Consider the following 25,966-nt stretch of genomic DNA (forward strand, 5'->3'; position numbering starts at 1 on the left):
CCGCCACCACAGCCGTTTCCCCGCCTCGTGAAGGAGAATGCGATGTCCGGCCTCGACGCCGACCGTCTGCCCAGCTACGCCCAGGGTGCCTGGGACGTCCCGCTGCTCGGCGACACCATCGGCGACAACCTCGACCGCACCGCCGCCCGCTTCGGCGACCGTGAGGCGCTCGTCGATTCCGCCGCCGGAAAGCGCTGGAGTTACAGCGAATTCGTCGCGGACATCGACACGCTCGCGCTCGGTATGCTGCGGGCGGGCATCACCAAGGGTGACCGCGTCGGCATCTGGGCACCCAACTGCTGGCAGTGGGTGCTCGTGCAGTACGCGACCGCGAAGATCGGGGCGATCCTCGTCAACATCAACCCCGCCTACCGCTCGCACGAGCTGCAGTACGTCCTCGAGCAGGCCGGTGTGCGGATGCTGGTGTCCGCCCCGACGTTCAAGACCTCCGACTACGCGCAGATGATCGAGACCGTGCGGCCCAACTGCCCCGATCTCGAGGACGTCGTCCTGCTCGACTCGCCGCGGTGGGACGACCTCGTCGGCTCCGGCCGCGCCGCGCTCACCGAGGACCGGGCACCGCTCGACGCGGCCCAGGCCTCGTTGTCGCCCGACGATCCGATCAACATCCAGTACACCTCGGGCACCACCGGTTTCCCCAAGGGCGCCACCCTCAGTCACCACAACGTGCTCAACAACGGTTTCTTCGTCGGCGAGCTGTGCCACTACACCGAACGCGACCGGGTCTGCATCCCCGTCCCGCTGTACCACTGCTTCGGGATGACGATGGGCAATCTCGCGTGCACGAGTCACGGCGCGACCATCGTGCTGCCGGCGCCGGGCTTCGATCCCGCCGCGACGCTGAGCGCCGTAGCCGAGGAGAAGTGCACGTCGCTGTACGGCGTGCCGACGATGTTCATCGCCGAACTGGCCGACCCGGGATTCGACAACCACGACCTGTCGAGCCTGCGCACCGGCATCATGGCGGGATCACCGTGCCCGGTGGAGGTGATGAAGCAGGTCATCGATCGGATGGGCATGAGCGAGGTCTCCATCTGTTACGGCATGACCGAGACCTCCCCGGTCTCGACGCAGACCCGCAGCGACGACAGCATCGAGCGGCGCGTGAGCACCGTCGGTCGTGTCGGCCCGCATCTCGAGGTCAAGGTCGTCGACCCCGTCACCGGACTGACGGTGCCGCGCGGCGAACCCGGCGAACTGTGCACCCGCGGTTACTCGGTGATGCTCGGCTACTGGGATCAGCCCGACAAGACCGCCGAGGCGATCGACGCGGCCCGATGGATGCACACCGGCGACATCGGCGTCATGGACGAGGACGGGTACGTCTCGGTGACGGGCCGGATCAAGGACATGGTCATCCGGGGTGGGGAGAACATCTACCCCCGCGAGATCGAGGAATTCCTCTACACCCACCCGGACATCCTCGACGCCCAGGTGGTCGGTGTGCCCGACGCGAAGTACGGCGAGGAACTGATGGCGTGGATCCGGATGCGCGAGGGCGCCGAGCCGCTCGACGCCGAGTCGCTCCGGGTGTTCTGCACCGGGAAACTCGCCCACTACAAGATCCCGCGCTACGTGCACGTGGTCGACGAATTCCCGATGACGGTGACCGGGAAGGTCCGCAAGGTGGAGATGCGGGAACAGGCGATCGCGCTGCTCGCGGCGGCAGGAGCAGACGGGGGCCGGTGAGATCCCGGGTTTGCCGGAGAAGGAAATTCACCCGGAAGGGACGTCGATTCGCCCTCCGCGTGTGCCGTTCATGATCGACACTGAGGAGGTACATGGTCGTCGAGGTTGCGCCGCCCGCAGGTGCGGCGCCGAACAGGGAGGCTCACCATGGGACAAATCATCGGCACCATCATCTTCGGCGCAGTCATCGGCATCCTCGCCCGGTTGGTGATTCCGGGTAAGCAGGCGATGGGCATGATCATCACGATCATCATCGGCATCATCGGCGCGCTGATCGGCTACTGGATCTGGGGCATGATCTCGTCCGAGGGCAACGAGGACACCTCCGGCATCGACTGGATCCGCTGGATCATCTCCATCGCCGTCGCGGTGGTTCTCACTCTCATCTACACCTCTGCGACGCGCGAGAGGAGATAGCCGAGAGCCCGTCGCGCGGGGCTCCGCCCGGACGACCGGGACGTGGTGCACGGCGATCGGCCGTGCACCACCTCCTGTCGGGCCCGAGCGGGGCCTTCGCGCGTGTTCGGATACGGTCCCGGACCGGAGGTGAACTGTGGTGGAACCGCAATGGACCCCGACAGACGTCGATATCGAGCAGGCGAACGTCACCGGGTTCACCCGGTTCGTCGAGGAAAGACACGGACTCGACCTGCCCGACTACCGGGCGTTGTGGCAGTGGTCCGTCGACGAACCCGGTGATTTCTGGCAGGCCGTGTGGGACGCCTTCGACGTCGTCTCCCACACCGATCCGGGCCCGGCTCTTGCCGACGCCGCCATGCCCGGCGCCGTGTGGTTCCCGGGCGCGAGGCTGAACTTCGCCGAGTACGTCTTCCGGGAGCGTCCCCCGGACGAGGCAGCCGTCGTCCACCTCGACGAGGAGGGACACCGGCGCGAGATCGGCTGGGCCGAACTCGAACGTCACACGGCCGCGCTCGCTGCGACCCTCCGAGCGCACGGGGTGGGGGAGGGCGACCGTGTCGTCGGTTACCTGCCGAACATCCCCGAAGCGATCGTCGCCCTGCTCGCCACGGCGAGCATCGGCGCCGTCTGGGCGGGCTGCGGGCAGGACTACGCCGTGCCCGCGGCGATCGACCGTCTGGGCCGACTCGAACCGCGGGCGCTCGTCACGGCGACCGGGTACCGCTACGCGGGACGGCGGCACGACCGCGTCGACGAGGTGAACCGACTCCGCGCCGCGATGCCCGGTCTCGCCCTGACGGTCGTCGTGTCGGACGGTGGAACGTCCGTCGATACGGACGGCGAGCCGCCGTCGGACACGGCCGGACAGAACGGGACCGTCGTGGACTGGAAGGACGCCGTCTCCGGTGACACCGCCCTCGAACCCCTGCCCGTCGCCTTCGACCACCCACTGTGGGTGGTCTTCTCCTCGGGCACCACCGGCCCGCCGAAGGGTCTCGTGCACGGCCACGGCGGTGTGCTGCTCGAGCACCTCAAGGCGTTGTCGCTGCACCTCGACCTCCGTCCCGGCGACCGCTTCCTCTGGTACACCAGCCCGAGCTGGATGATGTGGAACTTCCTGCTCTCGGGGCTGCTCGTGGGATGCACCGTCGTCACCTACGACGGCGCCCCGTCCCATCCCGAGGTCGATCGCCTGTGGCGGATCGCGGCCGACGAGAACGTCACGGTGCTCGGGACGAGCCCCGGATACGTGCTGGCCTGCATCAAGGCCGGTGTCGTTCCGCAGGACGACCACGATCTGTCGGCCCTCCGAGGCGTTGGAGTCACCGGGTCGACGCTGCCCGCCTCCTCATCGTCGTGGCTGGCACACAACGCGGGGGAGCACGTGCAGGTGATGTCCATCTCCGGCGGGACCGATGTCGTCACGGCCTTCGTCGGGGCCGTCCCCACTGTGCCGGTGTGGCCGGGGGAGATCTCGGTGCCCTGCCTCGGTGTGGCGGTCGACGCCTTCGACGAGGCGGGCCGACCGGTGCGCGGAGAGGTCGGCGAACTCGTCGTGACCGCTCCCATGCCGTCCATGCCGGTGCGGTTCTGGAACGACCCGGACGGCAGTCGTTACCGCGACTCCTATTTCTCCGTCTATCCGGGCGTGTGGCGGCACGGCGACTGGATCACGATCACCGAGCGCGGCACATTCGAGATGCACGGCCGGTCCGACTCCACGCTCAACCGTCACGGCGTGCGGATGGGCAGTGCCGACATCTACCAGGCCGTGGAGACCCTGCCCGAGATCGTCGAGTCGCTCGTGCTCGGCATCGAACGACCCGACGGCACGTACCGCATGCCGCTGTTCGTCGTCCTCGCGGAGGGCGTCGCGCTCACCGACGACTTGAAGGAACGGATCCGTGCGGCCGTGCGCGAGCACGCCTCGCCCCGGCACGTGCCCGACGAGATCGTCGCCGCGCCCGGGGTGCCGCACACCCGCACCGGTAAGAAACTCGAGGTTCCCCTCAAACGGATCCTGCAGGGAGCCGATCCCGCCAGGGCGGTCGACCGCACCGCGATCGACGACCCGGACCTGCTCGATTGGTACCGCAGCCAGGCGTGATCGCGGGCACTCGCTGAGTGTCGCCTTACTGGACAGCCCACGCCCGGAATGGTCGGATTGCGCCCATGGACATCGCCATCAAGATCTTCCTCATCCTGCACTTCATCGGCCTCGCGGGCATCATCGGTTCGTGGCTCGCGGTCATCAAGGAACCGCGCGTCGTCGCCGGCATGCTGCACGGCGCCATCCTGCAGGTCGTGACGGGTCTGGCCCTGGTCGGTCTCCGGGAGGCGCAGGACGTCGTCGAGGTGAACCACATGAAGATCGGCATCAAGCTGCTGGTCGCCCTCGCCGTGCTCGTCGTGGCGTTCATCGGCCTGAAGAAGGAGAAGCAGAATCCCGGCTCGACCGCGACCCTCGCCCATGTCGCCGGTGGTCTGGGCATTCTCAATGTGATCATCGCCGTGGCGTGGACGTGACCGTCGGCACTCGGTGACAGTCGGTCGGCGCCCGGGCGGGCACCCTGTAGATTGGGGCCGGTGCGTATGTCATGGGCTCCGGTGATGACCGGCGGGTAACCTGCTTCGGGCGCCTCGGCCGACAGGCTGGGGATCCGTTGCTGCGTCCGGTCCTGCGGAGAGTTCTACCGCCCGACCACGCCGTAACGATCCTCACCTGCTCAGCAGATGAACCGAGAGGGTTGTGCGCTGCGCAAGCTACCGCCGATGGGGGATTGCGCGACGGTGAGAGAAAGGTTGGGGATTGGACTCGCTGGGTAACGGCGGATCGGAAGCGGGGAACTCGCGGGGCGTCGTGCCGCCCGGGGCCTTTCCGCTCTCGCCGGCACAGCTGGGAATGTGGTTCGCCCAGCACGTCGACCCGACGGTGCCCGCCAACATCGCTCAGTACGTCGAACTCGAGGGCGACCTCGACCTCGACCTGCTGCACGCCGCGAGCGTCCGCGCCGCCCGCGAGATGGGGTCGGGTTTCCTGCGGTTCATCGAGGTCGACGCTCAGCCCTACCAGCTCGTCGATCCCACCCTCGACGACTCCGTCGGCTACGAGGACCTGCGGAGCGAACCCGACCCCCGTCAGGCCGCCCTCGACTGGATGCGCGACGACCGCAGCCGTCCCGTCGACGTCCTCCGCGACCGGCTGATCTCCGCGACGGTCCTGCGCATCGGTGACCGTCGTTACTTCTGGTACAACCGCGTCCACCATCTCGCGCTCGACGGTTTCGCCGCCGCGACCTTCATGACCCGCATCGCCGAGCTCTACACGGCGTCGGTCGACGGCGTCGAACCGTCCCCGAGCCTCGCGTCCGATCTGCGCAAGGTCCACGACGTCGAGATGGAGTACCGCGGATCGAAGCGGTTCGCCGACGACCGCGAGTACTGGGCGCAGCAGATCGAGGGCATCGAGGAACCCACGACCCTCGCCGGCCGCACCGCGGCGCCCGCGCCGGTCAGCCGCATCGACAGCGCGGCGTTGTCGGACGAGACCGAACGTCGCGTCGAGCAGCTGTCCGAGCGGGAGAACACGAGTCTGGCGACCGCCGTCATCGCGGCGTTCGCGGCCTACGTCGCCCAGATGACCGGGCAGACCGACGTCGTCCTGAGCCTGCCCGTCGCGGCTCGCACGACCGCCCTGTTGCGCCGCTCCGGCAGCATGGTCTCGAACGTCGTCCCGCTCCGGCTGAGCGTGACCGACGAGACCACCGTGCACGACCTGATCGCGGCGTCCGGTGCTGCCGTCTCGGGCGCGCTGCGTCACCAGCGCTACCGGCACGAGGACATCGTCCGCGACCGCGCCGCGACCTCGGCGGGTGGAGCGCAGTCCACCTTCTTCGGACCGTGGGTCAACATCATGCTGTTCGACAACGAGGTCCGACTCGGCGACATGGTGGGACGGATCAACATCCTGTCCACCGGTCTGATCGAGGATCTCGGCGTCAACGTCTACACCAGCGGCGACAACACCCACATCGACTTCGAGTCGAACCCGAATCTCTACGGACCCGACCGGGCCGCCTCCGACCACGCGCGGTTCGTCGAGTTCTTCGACCGCTTCGTCGGTTCGGCCTCCGACCGGCCCGTCTGGGACATCCCGCTCGCCGGCGGCACCGAACTCGACCGGGTCGTCCGCGACTGGAACCGCACCGACCATCCCGTGCAGCGCCGCGACCTGCTCGCGGAGTTCCACGACCGGGTCGCGACCTCTCCCGAGGCGACTGCGCTGGTCTTCGAAGGCGAATCGCTGACCTACGCCGAATTCGCCGCGCGGGTGAACAGCCTCGCCCGGGCACTGGTCGATCTCGGTGTCGGCCCCGAGTCCCTCGTCGGACTGTCGATCCGACGCTCGCTCGAGCTCGTCGTCGGCATGTACGCGATCGTCGAGGCGGGTGGTGCCTGGGTGCCGATCGACCCCGACCACCCCGCCGATCGCACCGCCTACATCCTCGAGACCGCCCACCCCGCGGCGGTGCTCACCACGGCACGCGACGACGTGACGCTGCCCGAGGGCATCCCCACGATCGACGTCGACACCTTCGACCACTCGCGGTTCGGCACGACGCCGCTCACCGACGCCGAACGACGCGGACCGATCCTGCCGGACACGACCGCCTACGTCATCTTCACCTCCGGTTCGACGGGCCGGCCGAAGGGCGTGGCCGTGAGCCACGTGGCGATCGACAACCAGATCCAGTGGATGAACGACCAGTACGGTCTGACCTCCACCGACGTGTACCTGCAGAAGACCGCGACGACCTTCGACGTGTCGCTGTGGGGCTTCTTCATGCCCCTGCGCGTCGGCGCGACCCTCGTGATCGCGACGCCCGACGGGCACCGCGACCCGGTCTACGTCGCGAACAAGATCGCCGAGTACGGCGTCACGATCACCGACTTCGTGCCGTCGATGCTCACCGTCTTCGTCGCGAATGCGCCTGCCGGAACGTGTGATTCGCTGCGGCACGTCTTCGTCATCGGTGAGGCCCTGCCGTCCGAGACCGCCGCGGACTTCGCGCGCATGTGCCCGGCCGGGCTCCACAACCTGTACGGACCCACCGAAGCCGCGGTCTCCATCACCTACCACCGGGCCGCTCCCGGCGACGTGCACAGCGTCCCGATCGGCGTTCCGCAGTGGAACAGCCGCGCATACGTCCTCGACCGGCGGCTGCGGCCGGTGCCGGTGGGCCGCCCCGGCGAGCTCTACCTCGCCGGCGTCCAGCTCGCGCGCGGATATCTCGACCGTCCCGACCTGACCTCCGACCGTTTCCTCGCCGACCCCTTCGGGGCGCCCGGCGAGCGGATGTACCGCACCGGCGACCTGGTGCGGTGGGAGACCGCCGCCGACGGCACGGGTCTGCTCGAATACATCGGCCGCACCGACTTCCAGGTCAAGTTCCGCGGCCAGCGCATCGAACTCGGCGAGATCGAAGCGGTGCTCCTCGGGCACTCCGCCGTCTCGCAGGCCGTCGTGCTCGTGGTGGCGACCCCCACCGGCGACCAGCTCGTGGGGTACGTCGTCGCGGCTCCCGGCCGCACCATCGACACCTCCGACCTCGCCGACCACGCCGGCCGGTCGCTGCCGTCGTACATGGTTCCGGCGTCGCTCATGGTGCTCGACGCGCTGCCGCTCAACACGAGCGGCAAGCTCGACCGGAAGGCGTTGCCGGAGCCGGTCTTCAGCAGCACCCGCATCTTCCGTGAGCCGCGCACCCCCGCCGAGCGTGCCGTCGCCGAAGCGTTCGGCGAGGTCCTCGGTGTCGAACGTGTCGGTCTCGACGACGACTTCTTCGAACTCGGCGGCAACTCCCTCGTCGCCACCCAGGTGGTCTCCCGCATCGGAGCCGCGCTCGACACCCAGGTGCCCGTGCGTGTGCTGTTCGAGGCGTCCACCGTCGTGGGTCTCGCGACCCGGCTCGCCAAGCAGATCGGTACCGGCGCGCGGTCCCCGCTCGTCGCCCGGCCGCGACCCGACGTGCTGCCGTTGTCGACTGCGCAGCAACGGATCTGGTTCCTCAACCGCTTCGACGTCAGCACCGCAGCCTACAACCTTCCGTTCACGGTGCGGCTCACCGGCGCCGTCGATCCCGCAGCGGTGTCCGACGCCTTCGCCGACGTGGTGGCGCGGCACGAGAGCCTGCGGACCGTCTACCCCGAGGTGGACGGCGAACCGCAGCAGACGATCCTTCCGGTCGAGCAGGTCGTCGTCCCGCTCGAGCCGATCGACGTCGACGAGCAGGACCTGCACGCGGCCGTCGTCGACCTCGCGAGCCGCGGTTTCGACGTCGTCCGCGACGTCCCCTTCCGGGTCGCGCTGTACCGGCTCGCCCCCGACGACTACGTCCTGGCGATGGTGCTGCACCACATCGCCGCCGACGGCTCCTCGTTCGGCCCGTTCGCCCGCGACGTGGTCACGGCCTACAGCGCCCGCGCCGAGGGGAACAAGCCGAGCTGGACGCCGCTTCCCGTCCAGTACGCCGACTACGCCGTTTGGCAGCGCGAGGCCCTCGGCGACGAGGCCGACCCGAATTCCGTTGCGGCGCAGCAGCTCGACTACTGGGTGAACGAGCTCGACGGTCTGCCCGACCAGCTCGACCTGCCCACCGACCGGACCCGGCCCGCCGTCTCCTCCTACAACGGCGACAAGCACCGCTTCGCGATCGACGCCGAGACCCACCGCGGTCTCGTCGACCTCGCCCGCAAGCAGCACGCGTCGCTGTTCATGGTCGTCCACGCGGCCTACGCGGCGCTGCTGTCCCGCCTCAGCGGTTCCGACGACATCGCCATCGGTACCGCCGTGGCAGGTCGTGGGGAGAAGGATCTCGACGACCTGATCGGCATGTTCGTCAACACCCTCGTCCTGCGCACCAGGGTCGATCCCGGCGTGTCGTTCGAGGACTACCTCGCCGGCGTCCGGGAGACCGACCTGACGGCGTTCTCGAACGCCGACGTCCCCTTCGAGCGTCTCGTCGAGGTGCTCAACCCGCCACGCTCGACCGCCCGGCACCCGCTGTTCCAGGCCGCGCTGTCCCTCGAACCGGGCACCGCGCGCGACGTCTCGTTCGCGGGAGTCCACGCCGTCGGCGCCGAACTGGACGTGCCGATCTCGAAGTTCGACATCCAGCTGTGGGTGACCGAGAAGACCGGTGACGACGGCGAACCCGCCGGCCTCGACGTCCTGTTCGAGTACGCCACCGACCTGTTCGACGCCGCGACGGTCGCCGTCTTCGCCGAACGCTTCGCGCGGATTCTCGCCGGGATCGTCGCCGATGCGTCGACCTGCGTGGGCGACCTGGCGATCCTCTCGCCCGGGGAGGCCGAACGCCTGCTCACGGCGACGGGACCCGAGCCCGCCGAGGCCCGCACCCTGGTGGAGCTGCTGACCATCGGCGCCGTCGACCATCCCGACCGCGTCGCCGTCCGCGACCGCGACACCGTCCTGACCTACCGCGAACTCGACACCTGGTCGAACCGCATCGCCCGGCGGCTCGTCGAGCTCGGTGCCCGGCCCGACGGCATCGTCGCGCTGGCCTTCCCGCGGTCGTGGGAGATGGTGCTCGCCGTGTGGTCGGTCGCCAAGACCGGCGCCGCCTACACGCCCGTCGACCCGGAGTACCCGGCCGAACGCGTCACCCACATGCTCGACGACTCGTCGGCCGTCTTCGGCCTGACGACGGGGGAGTACGCCACCGGTCTACTCTCGGCCACCGAGTGGATCCGCCTCGACGACCCCGAATTCGTCGACGCGTGCGCGTCCTACCCGGACGGCCCGCTCACCGACGCCGACCGCGCTGCGCCGCTGCGCCTGGACCACACCGCCTACGTCATCTACACCTCCGGTTCGACGGGCAAGCCCAAGGGCGTCGCCGTCACCCACCGCGGCCTCGCCGGTCTCGTCCGCGAGACCGTCGAACTGTACGGCGTGACAGAGGAATCGAAGCTCCTGCACATCTGCTCGCCGAGCTTCGACCCGACGGTCCTCGACTGGACGCTGGCCGGGTCCACCGGCGCCGAACTCGTCGTGACACCGCCGTCCGTCTACGGCGGCGCCGAACTGCGCGCGCTCATCGAACGCACCGGCGTCACCCACACCGTCATCACCCCGGCGGTGCTCGGTTCCGTCGACCCGAGCGGACTCGACGCCCTGCGCGTCGTGAACGTCGGTGGCGACGTGTCCACGGCCGACCTCGTCTCCCGCTGGGCGCCCGGCCGCAGCTTCTACAACGCCTACGGGCCGACCGAGACCACGATCGTCTCGACGCGCGCTCTGCTCGAACCGTCCGGGCCGATCACCATCGGACGGCCCGTGGCGGGCGTGCACGCCCTGGTCCTCGACAGCCGGCTCCGCCCGGTCCCCGCCGGTGTCGCGGGTGAGCTCTATCTCGCGGGCGACGTGCTCGCCCGGGGTTACCATCGACGTCCGGCGCTCACCGCCGACCGGTTCGTGGCGAACCCGTTCGGCGCGAACGGAACCCGGATGTACCGCACCGGCGACATCGTGCGCTGGGACGAGCAGGGCCGCATCGAGTTCGCCGGACGCGCCGACTTCCAGGTCAAGGTCCGCGGCTACCGCATCGAACTCGGGGAGATCGACGCCGCACTGCTGACCCACCCCTCGGTCGCCTTCGCGACCACCGTCGGACACGAGATGCCGTCGGGCCAGACCGCGCTCGTCGCGTACGTGCACGGAGTCGACGTGCACGGGGACGAGCAGATCGATCCTGCCGAACTCGCCGATCACGTCGGCCGCTCGCTGCCGTCGTACATGGTGCCCTCGCAGATCATCGTGCTCGACGAGGTGCCGCTCAACCCGGTCGGCAAGCTCGACCGCCGTGCCCTGCCCGAGCCCGATCTCGGCATCAGCTACCGCGAGTTCCGTGCCCCGACCACTCCCATCGAGGAGACGGTCGCGAACGTCTTCGCCGAGGTGCTCGGCGTCCAGGGCGTGGGTCTCGACGACGACTTCTTCGAACTCGGCGGCAACTCGCTGCTCGCCACGCAGGTGGTCTCCCGGCTCGGTGTCGCCCTCGACGCGCAGGTGCCGGTTCGGGCGTTGTTCGAATCCAGTTCGGTGGCGGCCCTGGCGGTGCGCGTCGAGCAGGAGGCAGGTCGCGGAGCGCGCATCGCTCTGACGAAGATGCCGCGGCCCGAACGTGTTCCGCTGTCGCTCGCGCAGCAGCGCATGTGGTTCCTCAACCGCTTCGATCCGCGGTCGTCCACCTACAACCTCCCGATGGCGCTGCGCCTGACCGGCGAACTGGACGTCGCCGCACTGCAGGTGTCGATCATGGACGTCATCGATCGGCACGAGTCGTTGCGCACCGTCTTCCCCGATTCGCCGAACGGACCGCACCAGGTCGTCCGTGCCGCGGCGGAGGTCGTGCCGGATCTGACCCCGACCCGGATCACCCCCGACGAGCTGCCCGCGTCCGTGCGGCGCCTGGTCTTCACCGGACTGGACGTGACGTCGGACGTGCCGATCCGCGCCGAACTGTTCGAACTCGGCGACCAGGAACACGTGCTTGCGCTCGTCGTGCACCACATCTCGGCCGACGGCTGGTCCACCGGTCCGATGGCGCGCGACATCATGGTCGCCTACACTGCCCGCACCGAATGGGAGGAGCCCTCGTGGGCACCCCTGCCGGTGCAGTACGCCGACTACACGCTGTGGCAGCGGCAGGTGCTCGGGTCCGAGGACGATCCGCAGTCGCTGATCTCCCGGCAGCTCGACTACTGGCGTCGCGCCCTCGCCGGTGCGCCCGATCAGCTCGATCTGCCCGCCGACCGTCCGCGGCCGGCCGTGCAGTCGTACTCCGGTGCGACCGTGGACTTCCCGATCGATCCGGAACTGCACCGCGAGCTCGTGGCGCTGGCACGTACCCGCAATGCATCGCTGTTCATGGTGGTGCACGCGGCCCTGAGCGTGTTGCTCGCGCGGATGTCCGGTCAGGACGACATCGCGATCGGCACCCCGGTCGCGGGTCGCGGCGAGCAGGCGCTCGACGATCTGATCGGCATGTTCGTCAACACCCTCGTGCTGCGCACGGATGTCGATTCGGGCAGGCCGTTCACCGCGCACCTCGCACGGGCACGCGACGCGGCGCTCGGCGCCTTCGGCCACGCCGACGTGCCGTTCGAGCGGCTCGTCGAGGTGCTCAACCCGACCCGCTCCACCGCCCGGCACCCGCTGTTCCAGGTGATGCTCTCGTTCGAGAACCTGCGCGCCGCGCACGTCGAACTGCGTGGCCTGACCCTCGACGTGCTCGACATCGACACGGCGGTCGCCAGGTTCGACCTGCAGCTCACCCTCACCGAGGACTTCGCGGAGGACGGCACGCCGAACGGTCTCGGAGCGGCGTTCACCTATGCGACCGACCTGTTCGATCACGCGACGGTGCGCGGATTCGCCGATCGCTTCGTCCGCATCCTCGAGGCCGTGGTGCGCGAGCCGGAGGTCGTCGTCGGCGACATCGACCTGCTCGACGCCGACGAGCGACTCGCGGTCCTCGAATCGTGGAACGACACCGCGCACGAGCTGGAACCGGCCACTCTCGTCGACCTGTTCGACGCCCGGGTCGCGACGGATCCCGACGCCGTGGCCGTGGCCTTCGAGGGCGAGCAACTGACCTACGCGGACTTCGACGCGCGAGTGAACCGCCTTGCCCGCCATCTGATCTCGCAGGGGGTCGGACCGGAGTCGACCGTCGGACTCGCGGTGCGGCGATCCCTCGACCTCCTCGTCGGCATGTACGCGATCGTCAAGGCCGGCGGTGCCTACCTGCCGCTCGACCCCGATCAGCCCGCCGACCGCAACGCGTACATCCTCGACACGGCTGCGCCGGTCGCGGTGCTGACCACCACCCGCGACGGCTTCGTGTCGACCGCGGCCGCGCGCACGATCGAGATCGACACGCTCGATGTGTCCGACCTGCCGTCCGGTCCGATCGCCGACGCCGATCGCATCGCCACGCTCACGCCGGCGAACACCGCCTACGTCATCTTCACGTCCGGTTCGACGGGGCGCCCGAAGGGTGTCGCGGTGCCGCACGGCGCGATCGTCAACCGCCTGCTGTGGATGCAGGACGAGTACGGCCTCACCCGCGACGACGCGGTGCTGCAGAAGACGCCGTTCACCTTCGACGTGTCGGTGTGGGAGTTCTTCTGGCCTCTGCAGATCGGTGCGCGACTCGAGATCGCACTTCCCGACGGTCATCGGGACCCGGCCTATCTCGCCCGGGTCATGGCCGACCGCGGCGTCACGGTCGCGCACTTCGTGCCGTCCATGCTTGCGGTCTTCGTCGCCGAGAACGCCGCGGCCTCGGCCTCGTCGTTGCGAATGGTCTTCGCCTCGGGCGAGGCCCTGCCCGCCTCGGTCGCCGCACGCCTGCGGTCGATCCTGCCGGGCGCTCGCCTGCACAACCTGTACGGCCCCACCGAGGCGGCCGTCGACGTGACCTACCACGAGGTCACCGCAGCCGACGCGGTGTCGGTGCCGATCGGCGTCCCGGTCTGGAACACCGGCGTCCACGTCCTCGACGGCCGACTGCATCCGGTGCCGGTCGGTGTCGCGGGTGAGCTCTACCTGTCGGGTGTCCAGCTGGCGCGCGGTTACGTGGCGCGGCCGGACCTGACTGCGGAACGCTTCGTCGCCTCGCCGTACGGGGCGGGGGAGAGGCTCTATCGCACGGGCGATCTCGTGCGGTGGGTCGCCCGGGAGACCTCCGACGCACGCACGGCGCGTGCCGAACTCGACTACATCGGCCGCACCGACTTCCAGGTCAAGCTGCGCGGTCTGCGCATCGAACTCGGCGAGATCGAGACGGCCCTGCTCGCGCTCGACGACGTCGACCAAGCCGTCGTGCTCGTGCGCTCGGACGCCCACTCCGGTGAGCACCTCGTCGCCTATCTCGTCGCCGCCGACGGCCGGTCGCTCGACACCACCTCGGTCTCGCGTCGTCTCGCCGGCTCGCTGCCGGCCTACATGGTGCCGTCGGTCTACGTCGTGCTCGACGAGTTCCCGCTCGGATCGTCGGGCAAGCTCGACCGCAAGGCCCTACCGGCCCCGGTCTTCGAGGTCAAGGAGTTCCGCGCCCCGACGACCCCGGTCGAACAGATCGTCGCGTCGGTCTTCGCCGACGTCCTCGGACTCGACCGCGTCGGTCTCGACGACGACTTCTTCGCGCTCGGCGGCAACTCGCTGATCGCGACGCAGGCAGTCTCCCGCATCGGCGAATCCCTCCGTGGCCGAGTGGCATTGCGCTCGATCTTCGAGGCGTCCACCGTCGAGGCCCTCGCCGCCGCCGTCGAGGCCGACTCGTCGGGTGCGGCCCGCACACCGCTCGTCGCCGGACCCCGCCCCGAACGGGTTCCGCTGTCGCTCGCGCAGCAGCGCATGTGGTTCCTCAACCGCTTCGACCCGGAGTCCGCGGTCAACAACATCCCGGTGGCCGTGCACCTGTCCGGTGCGCTCGACGTCGCCGTGCTCGGGACCGCGCTGCGCGACGTCGTCGCACGGCACGAATCGCTCCGCACCGTCTACCCGGACGTCGACGGCTACGGCTACCAGAAGGTGCTCCCGGTCTCGGAGGTGCCGGTCGAGCTGACCGTCACACCCATCGACGCCGACCGTCTGCCCGCCGAACTGCGGGCACTCGCGGCGACCACCTTCGACGTCGTGCGCGACGTGCCGATGGTGGTGCGGCTGTTCGAGACCGGACCCGACTCGCACGTGCTCGTCGCGGTCCTGCACCACATCGCCGCCGACGGTTTCTCGATGGTGCCGCTGACCCGCGACATCATGATCGCCTACGCGGCCCGGTCGCAGGGCGAGGTTCCGGCCTGGACCCCGCTCGAGATCCAGTACGCCGACTTCACCCTCTGGCAGCGCGAGGTGCTCGGCGCGGAGGACGACCCGAAGTCGGTGCTGGCCCGCCAGATCGGCTACTGGACCGACACCCTCGCCGACCTGCCGGAGAGCCTCGGCCTGCCCACGGACCGGCCGCGTCCGGCGGTCGCCTCGTACCGCGGTGCCGTCACCCGGCTGACGATCGACCCCGAACTGCGCGCCGCGGTGGAGCGTCTCGCGCAGCAGCGGCGCACGACCGAGTTCATGGTCGTGCACGCGGTGCTCGCGACGCTGCTCGCGCGTCTGAGTGCCTCCGACGACATCGCGATCGGCACGCCGATCGCCGGTCGCGGCGAACGGTCCCTCGACGACCTGATCGGCATGTTCGTCAACACCCTCGTCCTGCGGACCCGGGTGGATGTCACCGCGACCTTCGACGAGTTGCTGGCCCACGTCCGCGAGGTCGACCTCGGCGCGTTCGCCCACGCCGAGATCCCGTTCGAGCGTCTCGTCGACGTCCTCGCCCCGGTCCGCACCCAGGCGCACAACCCCCTGTTCCAGGTGATGCTGGCCTTCCAGAATCTCGGACAGGTGTCGCTGCAGCTGCCGGAACTGTCGGTCACGAACGTGCCCCTCGACAACGGACTGTCCAAGTTCGACCTCGTGGTGACGGTCCTCGACGCCGACACCGAGGGCGCATCGTCGTCCGACGGCTGGGTCGTCGAACTCTCCTACGCGACCGATCTGTTCGACGCCGAGACGATCGACGTCCTCGGTGAACGGTTGGTCCGTCTGCTCGCCGCCGCGACGGAGACTCCCGGCACCGGGATCGACGAACTGCCGCTGCTCACCGCCGGCGAACGCGACGCCGTCGACGCCGCCGCGCACGGTGCCCGTGCCGATCTGGGCGCGACCGCGACGCTGCCGGGACTGCTCGACGCGCAGGTCGAGCGCACGCCCGACGCCCTCGCCGTCGTGCCCGGCACCGACGCGGTCGGAACGCCGCTGACCTACCGTGAGTTCGGGGAGCGCGTCAACGCGTTCGCACGTCATCTCGTCGAGCTGGGCGTCGGCCCGGAGACCCGGGTGGGCGTAGCGATCGGCCGGTCCGTCGACATGCTCGTCGCCGTCCACGCGGTGATCGCCGCCGGCGGCGCCTACGTGCCGCTCGACCTCGAACAGCCCGCCGACCGCATCGCGTACGTCCTCGAATCCTCCGCTCCCTCACTGGTTCTGGTCGCATCCTGGGACGAGCTCCGGGGACGGACCGGTTTCGGGGACATCCCGATCGTCGAGATCGACGCCGTCGACCTCTCCGGCCGCGACGGCTCGCCCGTCCGCGACGACGAACGGACCCGTCCGCTGCGGGCCGAGCACCTCGCCTACGTCCTGTACACCTCCGGCTCCACCGGCCGCCCCAAGGGCGTCGCCGTGCCGCACGGCGCGGTGGTCAACCAGTTGTCGTGGATGCAGGACGAGTTCGCCCTCACCGCCGACGACCGGGTGCTGCTCAAGACCCCCGTCACCTTCGATGCATCGGTCTGGGAGCTGTTCCTGCCGCTGCACGCCGGCGCACGCATGGTCGTCGCGTCGCCGGGCCTGCACCGCGAACCCGCTGGGATGGCCGCCGAGATCGGCCGGGCCGGTGTCACCGTCGTCCAGTTCGTCCCGACCGTCTTCGACGCGGTGCTCGAGCACCTCGGGGAGGAGGACGCGGCCTCGCTCGCCCACGTTTTCTGCGGCGGTGAGAGTCTCTCCGGTGAGAGCACCGCCCGCTTCCGTAAGCTCGGCGCAGCACCGGTGCACAATCTCTACGGTCCCACCGAGACCACCATCCAGACGCTGCACCGCACCGCCGAACCCGACGACCACCCCGCGGTGCCGATCGGCTCGCCCGTGTGGAACACCGCCGCCCGCGTCCTCGACGCGCGCCTGCGGCCCGTCCCGGTGGGCGTCGCCGGAGAGCTGTACCTGTCCGGCGCGCAGCTCGCCCGCGCCTACCACGGACGGCCGGATCTGACGGCGGAACGCTTCGTCGCCGACCCGTTCTCCACCTCCGGTGGCCGCCTGTACCGCACCGGCGACCTCGTGCGGTGGGTGCGCACCGCCGGCGGCGACCGCCTCGAACTCGACTACATCGGCCGCACCGACCAGCAGGTCAAGCTGCGCGGTCTGCGGATCGAACTCGGCGAGATCGACACCGCGCTCACCGCGCAGCCCGCGATCGGTCGTGCCGTGACGGTGGTGCGCGAGGATCCCCGGTCCGGACCGCAGCTCGTCTCGTACGTCGTCCCGATCGCCGGTGCCGACATCGACCCGGCGGACGTGAAGACCGCGCTGCTCTCGCGACTGCCGTCGTACATGGTGCCCGCCGCGATCGTCGTGCTCGACTCGCTGCCGCTCAACACGAGCGGCAAGGTCGACCGTCGCGCGCTGCCCGCACCGACCTTCGAGGTGCAGGAGTTCATGCCGCCGCGCACGCCGGTCGAGGAGATCGTCGCGGGTGTCTTCGCGCAGGTGCTCGGTGTCCCGCGCGTCGGCCGCACCGACGACTTCTTCGCGCTCGGCGGGAACTCGCTCGTGGCGACGCAGGTGGTCGCCCGTCTCGGCGACGCCCTCGACACGACCGTCCCCGTCCGTGCCCTGTTCGACGCCCCCACCGTCGAGGCCCTCGCGGTCCGCGTCGAACAGTTCGGGGGAGCCGGGGCGCGGCCCGCACTCGAACGGCGCGAGCGTCCGGAGCGGATCCCGCTGTCGCCCGCCCAGCAACGCATGTGGTTCCTGAACCGGTTCGATCCGGCCTCCGCGGCGAACAACATCCCCGTCGGCGTCCGCCTCACCGGGGATCTCGACGTCGACGCGCTGCGCACCGCGCTCGGCGACGTCGTCGAGCGGCACGAGTCGCTGCGGACGGTCTACCCGGACATCGACGGCGTCGGCCACCAGTCGGTGCAGCCGTCCTACGAGGTGGAGCTGCCCGTCGAGCGGGTCGCCGAGAGCAGCCTGTTCGAGCGGGCGGAGCAACTCACCTCGGCCGGCTTCGACGTCACGAGCGAGGTGCCGCTGCGGGTCGTGCTGTTCTCGCTCGGCGCGCGCGAGCACGTGTTGTTCCTCGTGGTCCACCACATCGCGTCCGACGGCTTCTCGCTGCGGCCGCTCGCGCGCGACATCATGGTCGCCTACGCGAACCGTTCGCGCGGTGAGACCCCGAACTGGGCGCCGCTCGAGGTGCAGTACGCCGACTACGCGTTGTGGCAGCGCGACGTCCTCGGCTCCGAGGACGATCCGCGTTCGGTGCTCTCCCGACAGGTGGAGTACTGGACCGCGCAGCTGGCGGACCTTCCCGACCAGCTCGACCTGCCGTCGGATCGTGCCCGCCCCGAGGTCGCGTCGAACACCGGACGCACCAGCCGGTTCCGTATCGAACCCGAGCTGCACTCGGCGCTGGAAAGCCTTGCCCGGGAGCGGAACACGTCCCTGTTCATGGTCGTGCACGCGGCGCTGGCGGTGCTGCTGGCGCGATTGTCCGACAGCGAGGACATCGCGATCGGCACGCCGATCGCGGGTCGCGGCGCGGCCGCCCTCGACGACCTCGTCGGCATGTTCGTCAACACGCTCGTGCTGCGTGTCGGTGTGCGCAACGACATCCGGTTCCAGGACCTCCTCGCCGAGGTGCGCGACACCGACCTCGACGCCTTCGCGAACGCCGACGTCCCGTTCGAGCGGCTCGTGGAGATCCTCGACCCGCAGCGTTCGCAGGCGCGTCACCCGCTGTTCCAGGTGGCCCTGACCTTCCAGAACACCGGCCGGGTCGAGTTCGACCTCGACGGCGTCACCGCCGCGGCGGTCGACTACGAGGCGCCCACCGCCAAGTTCGACCTGCAGTTCACCTTCGCCGAGACCGTCGGCGAGGACGGCTCGGCAGCCGGTATGGACTTCGCCGTCACCTACGCGACCGATCTGTTCGACGACCTGCGGGTCGCGGCCTTCGCGGAGCAGCTGCTGCGCATCCTGCGCGGAGTGGCCGAGGATCCGGCCGCGGTGGTCGGCGACATCGAGATCGTCGACGACTTCGAACGCGAACTGGTCGTCTCGCGCTGGAATTCGCTGGGCGACGATGTCGCACCGGCCGGCACGACACTCGTCGACATGTTCGAGGCGCGCGTCGCCGAACGCGGCGACGCCGTCGCGGTGCGGTTCGGCGACGAGCAGTTGTCCTACCGCGAACTCGGTGCGCGGGTGCACCGCCTGGCACGTCATCTCATCGATGTCGGTGCCGGACCGGAGGATCTGGTCGCGGTCGCGATGCCGCGCTCGCTCGATCTGATCGTGGCGCTGCTCGCGGTGCTCGAGGCCGGTGCCGGTTACCTGCCGATCGACCCGAACTCGCCGGCCGACCGGATCGAGTTCCTGGTCTCGGATGCCACGCCGGTCGCGGTCGTGACCACTTCGGACGTCGAGGTCGCGTTCCCGGCCTCGGTGCCGGTCGTCGAGATCGACCGTCTGGATCTGTCGGAGGTCGACGACGCACCGATCCTCGACGCGGAGCGTCGTGCCCCGCTGACGTCGACGAACCTCGCGTACGTGATCTACACGTCGGGATCGACCGGACGCCCGAAGGGTGTGCTGATCCCGCACCGCAATGTGGTGCGGCTGATGGTCAACACCGAATCGGTGTACGGCTTCGACTCGTCGGACGTGTGGACGATGTTCCACAGCTACGCCTTCGACTTCTCGGTGTGGGAGCTGTGGGGACCTCTGCTCTACGGCGGAACCCTCGTGGTGGTCGACTACTTCACGTCGCGTTCGCCGGAGGCCTTCCGCGAGTTGCTGATCCGCGAGCGGGTCACCGTGCTCAACCAGACCCCGTCGGCGTTCTACCAGCTCGTCGAGGCCGACCGGGTGGTGGCCGACGAGGCACAGCTGTCGCTGAGGTACGTGATCTTCGGTGGCGAGGCACTCGAACCACGGCGTCTGGCCGGATGGTTCGAACGTCACGGCGATGCGGGGCGAGCGCAGCGACGGGGGATCGGCACAGCTCCTCGCCTGGTGAACATGTACGGCATCACCGAGACGACCGTGCACGTGTCGTACCGGGAGATCGGTGCCGACCTGGCGCAGAGTGCGTCCGCGAGCGTGGTCGGTGTCCCGATCGCGGGTCTGCGGGTGTACGTGCTCGACCGGCGGCTCAAGCCGGTGCCGGTGGGTGTGGCCGGCGAGATGTATGTCGGCGGCGGCCAGTTGGCGCGTGGATACCTGCGCCGTCCGGAGCTGTCGGCGGCACGTTTCGTCGCCGATCCGTTCTCGTCCGACGGTGCGCTGCTGTACCGGACGGGCGATGTCGCACGCTGGGTCGTCTCGGGCGATCTCGAATATCTCGGACGCGCCGACGACCAGGTGAAGATCCGCGGTTTCCGCATCGAGCTCGGTGAGGTCGAGGCTGCGGTGCTCGCGCAGGACGAGGTCGCGCACGCCGCGGTGATCGTGCGCGAGGACACCCCGGGAGCGGCCCGGATCGTCGCCTATGTGGTTCCGCACGACGGCATGTCGATCGACACCGAAGCGCTGCGCAGCGGTGTCGCCGTGGTTCTGCCGGAGTACATGGTGCCCTCGGCGTTCGTGGTGATCGACGCGATCCCGCTGACGGTCAACGGCAAGCTCGACCGCCGGGCGCTGCCCGAGCCGGTGTTCGAGACGCGTGGCTTCCGCGCGCCGAGCACCCCGATCGAGGAGATCGTGGCGGGTGTGTTCGCCGACGTCCTCGGTGTCGACCGCATCGGTGCCGACGACGACTTCTTCGCGCTCGGTGGCAACTCGCTGATCGCGACGCAGGTCGTCGCCCGGCTCGGTGCCGCGCTCGACGCGCAGGTGCCGGTGCGGGCGTTGTTCGAGGCGTCCACCGTCGCGGAACTCGCGACGCGGGTCGAGCAGGAGTCCGGTCGCGGTGGGCGGGTGGCGCTCACGGCCCGGACCCGGCCGGAGTCGATCCCGTTGTCCCCCGCGCAGCAGCGGATGTGGTTCCTCAACCGGTTCGATCCCGACTCGACGGCCTACAACATCCCGTTCGCGTTGCGGATGACGGGCGCACTGGACGTCGACGCGTTGCGTGCCGCCGTCACCGACCTCGTCGCACGGCACGAGTCCCTGCGCACCGTCTATCCCGAGACCGAATCCGGTCCGGTGCAGCGCATCCTGCCTGCCTCGCAGGTCCGGCCGGAGCTCGAACCGGTGGACGTCACCGCCGCCGATCTCGAACCGCGGATGCGGGAGATCGCCGCGGCCGGCTTCGACGTCACCGTCGACGTGCCGGTACGGATGCATCTGCTCCGCGTCGCCGACGACGATCACGTCCTCGTCACCGTGGTCCACCACATCAGCGCCGACGGCTCGTCGATGGTGCCGCTGGTCCGCGATGTGATGACGGCCTACGCCGCCCGGTCCGCGGACAGCGATCCGGCGTGGGCGCCGCTCGAGGTCCAGTACGCCGACTTCGCGTTGTGGCAGCGGGAGGTTCTCGGCTCCGAGGACGATCCGGAGTCCACCGCCGCCGAGCAGCTCGGCTACTGGCGCATCGCGCTCGCCGACTTGCCCGACCAGCTCGACCTGCCGCTCGACCGTCCGCGGCCTGCGCAGCAGAGCTTCCGCGGCGACCGCGTGGAGTTCACCATCGGCGCCGATCTCCACCGTGAGCTGCGAGACCTGGCACGCAACCGGAACGCGACCGTGTTCATGGCCGTGCACGCGGCCTTCGCGGCGCTGCTCGCGCGCCTGTCCGGCTCGACGGACATCGCGGTGGGCACCCCCATCGCGGGTCGCACCGAGCAGGCCACCGAGGACATCATCGGCATGTTCGTCAACACGCTGGTGCTCCGGCTGGAGGTGGACGGTGGTGCGTCCTTCGACGAACTGCTCTCCGCGGCACGGGAAACCGATCTGCAGGCGTTCGCCCACGCGGACGTGCCGTTCGAGCGCCTCGTCGAGGTCCTGAACCCGGCCCGCTCGACCGCCCGGCACCCGCTGTTCCAGGTCGGCTTCTCGTTCCAGAACCAGAGCCGCTCCGAACTCGCCCTGCCCGGCCTCGACATCGAACCGGTCGACCTCGAGGGCGGCACCGCCCAGTTCGACATGCACCTGATCGTCGCCGACAGCTACGGCGACGACGGCGCGCCGCAGGGCATCGACGCGATCCTCACCTACGCGACGGATCTGTTCGACCGCGAGACCGCGGAAGCCGTCGCGGCCCGTTTCGAGCAGCTGCTCGAAGCGCTCGTCGAGTCGCCGGCACTGCCCGTCGGTGATCACGCGTTGCTCCTGCCGCAGGAGCGCGACGCGGTGCTCGGCGCGTGGAACGACACCGCCCACGGAACCGACACCGGGGCGACCCTCGTCGGTCTGTTCGACGAGCAGGTCGCCGCACACCGCGACGACGTCGCGCTCGTGTACGAGGGCCGGCAGTGGACCTACCGCGAGTTCGATTCGTCGGTCAACCGTCTCGCTCGGCACCTGCTGGGTCTCGGTGTGGGACCGGAGGATCGGGTCGCGCTGGCGATCCGTCGTTCGTCCGAGCTGCTCGTGGGCATGTACGCGATCGCGAAGACCGGCGCGGCCTACGTGCCGGTCGACCCGGACCAGCCCGCCGAGCGCAACACCTACATCCTCGACACGGCCGCTCCCGTCGCGATCGTCACGACGAGTGGCGACCGGGTCGAGCACGGCACCGCGCCGGTCGTCGAACTCGACCGTCTCGACCTCACCGGGCTCCCGGACGACCCGATCACCGACGACGACCGGCCCGCTCCGCTGCGGCCGGGCAACACGGCGTACGTGATCTTCACCTCGGGCTCGACCGGACGTCCCAAGGGCGTCGCGGTCTCCCACGCCGCGATCGTCAACCAGTTGCTGTGGAAGCGTGAGTATTTCGGCATCGGGTCCGACGACGCGGTGCTGCTCAAGACCGTCGCGACGTTCGACCTGTCTGTGTGGGAGTTCTGGTCGGCGCTCACCTCCGGTGCCCGCCTGGTGATCGCCACCGCCGACGGACACCGCGATCCCGACTACCTGCTCGCGCTGCTGCGCGACGAGCAGGTGACCACGCTGCACACCGTTCCGTCCATGCTGTCGATGCTGATGACGGTCGCGGCCGGTCCGGTGGCGCCGTCGCTGCGGCGGATCCTCGCGATCGGTGAGGCGCTGCCCGCGGCGGTTGCCCAGCAGTTCCGTGCGGACAACACCGCGACGCTCTACAACCTCTACGGACCGACCGAGGCTGCGGTCTCGGTGACCGTCCACGAGGTCGACGACGCCGACCGCACCGTCGTCCCGATCGGTGTGCCCGAGTGGAACACGGCCGTCTACGTCCTCGACGACCGGTTGCGACCGGTGGCGCCGGGGGTCGCCGGCGAGCTGTACCTCGCGGGTGCCCAGCTCGCGCGGGGCTACCACGACCGTCCCGACCTCACCGCGGACCGGTTCGTCGCCGACCCGTACGGACGCGGACGTATGTACCGCACGGGCGACATCGTCCGGTGGAACCGTGCCGGTCGCCTCGAATACCTCGACCGGGCCGACTTCCAGGTCAAGGTGCGCGGTTACCGCATCGAACTCGGCGAGGTCGAGACCGTCCTGCGCGAGCTGCCCGACGTGAAGGATGTCGCTGTCCTGGTGCGCAACACCGCCCACCTCGGTGACCGTCTCGTCGCCTACGTCGTGCCGGCCACCGACGCGTTCGACGCCGGTGCGACACGGGCGTTCGACGCCGGTGCGACACGGACGGCGCTCGCGGAGCGACTGCCGTCGTACATGGTGCCGTCGGCCTTCGTCGAACTCGAGGCGCTGCCGCTGAACACCAACGGCAAGCTCGACCGGCGGGCCCTGCCCGACCCCGAACTCGACGCGGGGCAGTTCCGTGCCCCGACCGATCCCGTCGAGGAGATCGTGGCCGCGACCGTCTCCGAACTGCTCGGTGTCGAACGGGCCGGTCTCGACGACGACTTCTTCGAACTCGGCGGCAACTCGCTGCTCGCGACGCAGCTCGCCGCCCGGCTCGGTGCCGCACTCGACACCCGCGTGCCCGTCCGGACCGTCTTCGAGTCGTCCACGGTGGTCGCGCTCGCCGCCCGCATCCGGCCGTCGGTGGGCGAGGGCGCCCGTCCGGCACTCAGGACCGTCCCGCGCCCCGAGCAGGTGCCGCTGTCGCTCGCCCAGCAGCGCATGTGGACCCTGAACCGGGTCGATCCCGAATCGGGTGTCTACAACATCCCCGTCGCCGTGCGCCTGACCGGTGCGCTCGACGTGGACGCCCTGCGCGCAGCGATCGCCGACCTGTTCGCCCGGCACGAGGTGCTGCGCACCGTCTACCCGGACAGCGGTGACGGTCCGGTGCAGGTCGTGCTGCCGGTCGCACAGACCGTGCCCGAGCTCACCCCGGTGGGCGTGACCACCGACGAGCTCGTCGACCGCCTCACCGAGATCCTCGGCAGCGGATTCGACGTGACGGCATCGGTCCCGCCGGTGCGGGTCGCGCTGCTGCGTCTCGCGGCGGACGAACACGTCCTCGCAGTCGTCGCGCACCACATCAGCGCCGACGGGTACTCGATGCGTCCGCTCGTGCGCGACGTGATGACCGCCTATCTCGCGCACGCCGCGGGGGAGACCCCGGGATGGGAACCGCTCGAGGTCCAGTACGCCGACTACACGCTGTGGCAGCAGAGAGTTCTCGGCTCCGAGGACGATCCCGAGAGCGAGCTGTCGCGTCAGCTCGACTACTGGGCCGACGAACTCTCCGGTGTCCCGGAGGTTCTCGCCCTGCCCACGGATCGTCCGCGCCCCGCCCGCCAGTCGACGGTCGGTGAGTCGTTCACCTTCACGATCGGTGAGGAACTCGCGCAGCGGATCGAGAAGACCGCCCGCGAGCACAATGCGACGGTCTTCATGACGATGCACGCCGCCTTCGCGGTGCTGCTCGCCCGCCTGTCGGGCAGCGAGGACATCGCGGTGGGTACACCGACCGCCGGTCGTGGTGAGGAAGCGCTCGACGACCTCGTCGGCATGTTCGTCAACACCCTCGTGCTCCGCACCCGGGTGGCCGGTTCGGCGACCTTCGCGGAGCTGCTCGCACAGGCCAAGGAGAAGGACCTCGCGGCATTCGGCAACGCCGACGTGCCGTTCGAGCGGGTCGTCGAACGTCTCGGTGTGCGACGCAACAGCGCGTACACCCCGCTGTTCCAGGCGATGCTCACCTTCCAGAACATCGACACGGGCACCTTCGCCCTGCCGGGGCTCGAGGTGGCCGCGCTCGAGACGGGCGCCGACCAGGCGAAGTTCGACCTGCAGTGCACGGTGGTCGAACGGTTCTCCGAGTCGGGAGCGCTGACCGCGCTCGATGTGACCTTCACCTACGCCACGGCACTGTTCGACGCCGCGACGGTCGAGGCCTTCGGCGATCGCTTCGTTCGGATCCTCGAGGCCGTCAGCGCCGACCCGCAGGTCGTCCTCCGTTCGATCGACATCCGCACGGATGCCGAGCGGGCGCGGGCGGCCCGGCCGAAGAAGGCACGCACCGTCGCCGATCTCCCGGCACTCGTGGCGGCAGCGGCCGCCGTGGCCCCGGACGCCGTCGCCTTCCGGCACGGTGAGCGCGAGGTCACACTCGGCGAGTTCGCCCAGCGTCTGGACACCATGGCCACCACGACCGGCGGTGCGCTCACCGCGGAAGCGCTCGTGTCGGTGGTTTTGAACGGCCTCGTACCGGGGATGCTGCCCCAACTCGGCGCCGACGGTCTCGCACAGTTGGTGCGCGATGTGATCGCCGTCGCAGAAGGCGTCGATGCCGATGCGGTGGGAGACGCGGATTAGTCCTGTGTCGGTCACTTCGGGATAATGGAAGATCGGCTGTCGTTCGACTGCCCGGCCAGTACGGTGCCGGGTGGCAGCGGGGGG

At 69.8% G+C, this 25,966-nt stretch carries 5 protein-coding genes; all 5 read left to right on the forward strand.

Annotated elements, in window-relative coordinates; genetic code table 11:
- The first annotated feature begins 42 nt into the window (after positions 1 to 42).
- The 5 genes from ACLBYD_RS16490 to ACLBYD_RS16510 all read left to right on the forward strand — a co-directional run bounded on the left by ACLBYD_RS16490 (position 43) and on the right by ACLBYD_RS16510 (position 25,882).
- Positions 43 to 1,710, forward strand: a complete 1,668-nt coding sequence (locus ACLBYD_RS16490; protein WP_447817284.1) for an AMP-binding protein — start codon at positions 43 to 45, stop codon at positions 1,708 to 1,710.
- A gap of 147 nt (positions 1,711 to 1,857) precedes the next feature.
- Positions 1,858 to 2,127, forward strand: a complete 270-nt coding sequence (locus tag ACLBYD_RS16495) for a GlsB/YeaQ/YmgE family stress response membrane protein (protein WP_059383259.1) — start codon at positions 1,858 to 1,860, stop codon at positions 2,125 to 2,127.
- A gap of 139 nt (positions 2,128 to 2,266) precedes the next feature.
- Positions 2,267 to 4,237 carry an acetoacetate--CoA ligase gene (locus ACLBYD_RS16500; protein WP_447817285.1) on the forward strand — a complete coding sequence of 657 codons (1,971 nt, stop codon included), beginning with the start codon at positions 2,267 to 2,269 and terminating at the stop codon, positions 4,235 to 4,237.
- 65 nt (positions 4,238 to 4,302) lie between these two features.
- Complete coding sequence (locus ACLBYD_RS16505) at positions 4,303 to 4,656, forward strand: hypothetical protein (RefSeq protein ID WP_016696138.1); 354 nt, start codon at positions 4,303 to 4,305, stop codon at positions 4,654 to 4,656.
- Between the two features lie 283 nt (positions 4,657 to 4,939).
- Positions 4,940 to 25,882, forward strand: a complete 20,943-nt coding sequence (locus ACLBYD_RS16510; RefSeq protein ID WP_447817286.1) for a non-ribosomal peptide synthase/polyketide synthase — start codon at positions 4,940 to 4,942, stop codon at positions 25,880 to 25,882.
- Positions 25,883 to 25,966: the final 84 nt, after the last annotated feature.

Source organism: Rhodococcus sp. C26F (assembly GCF_053345925.1).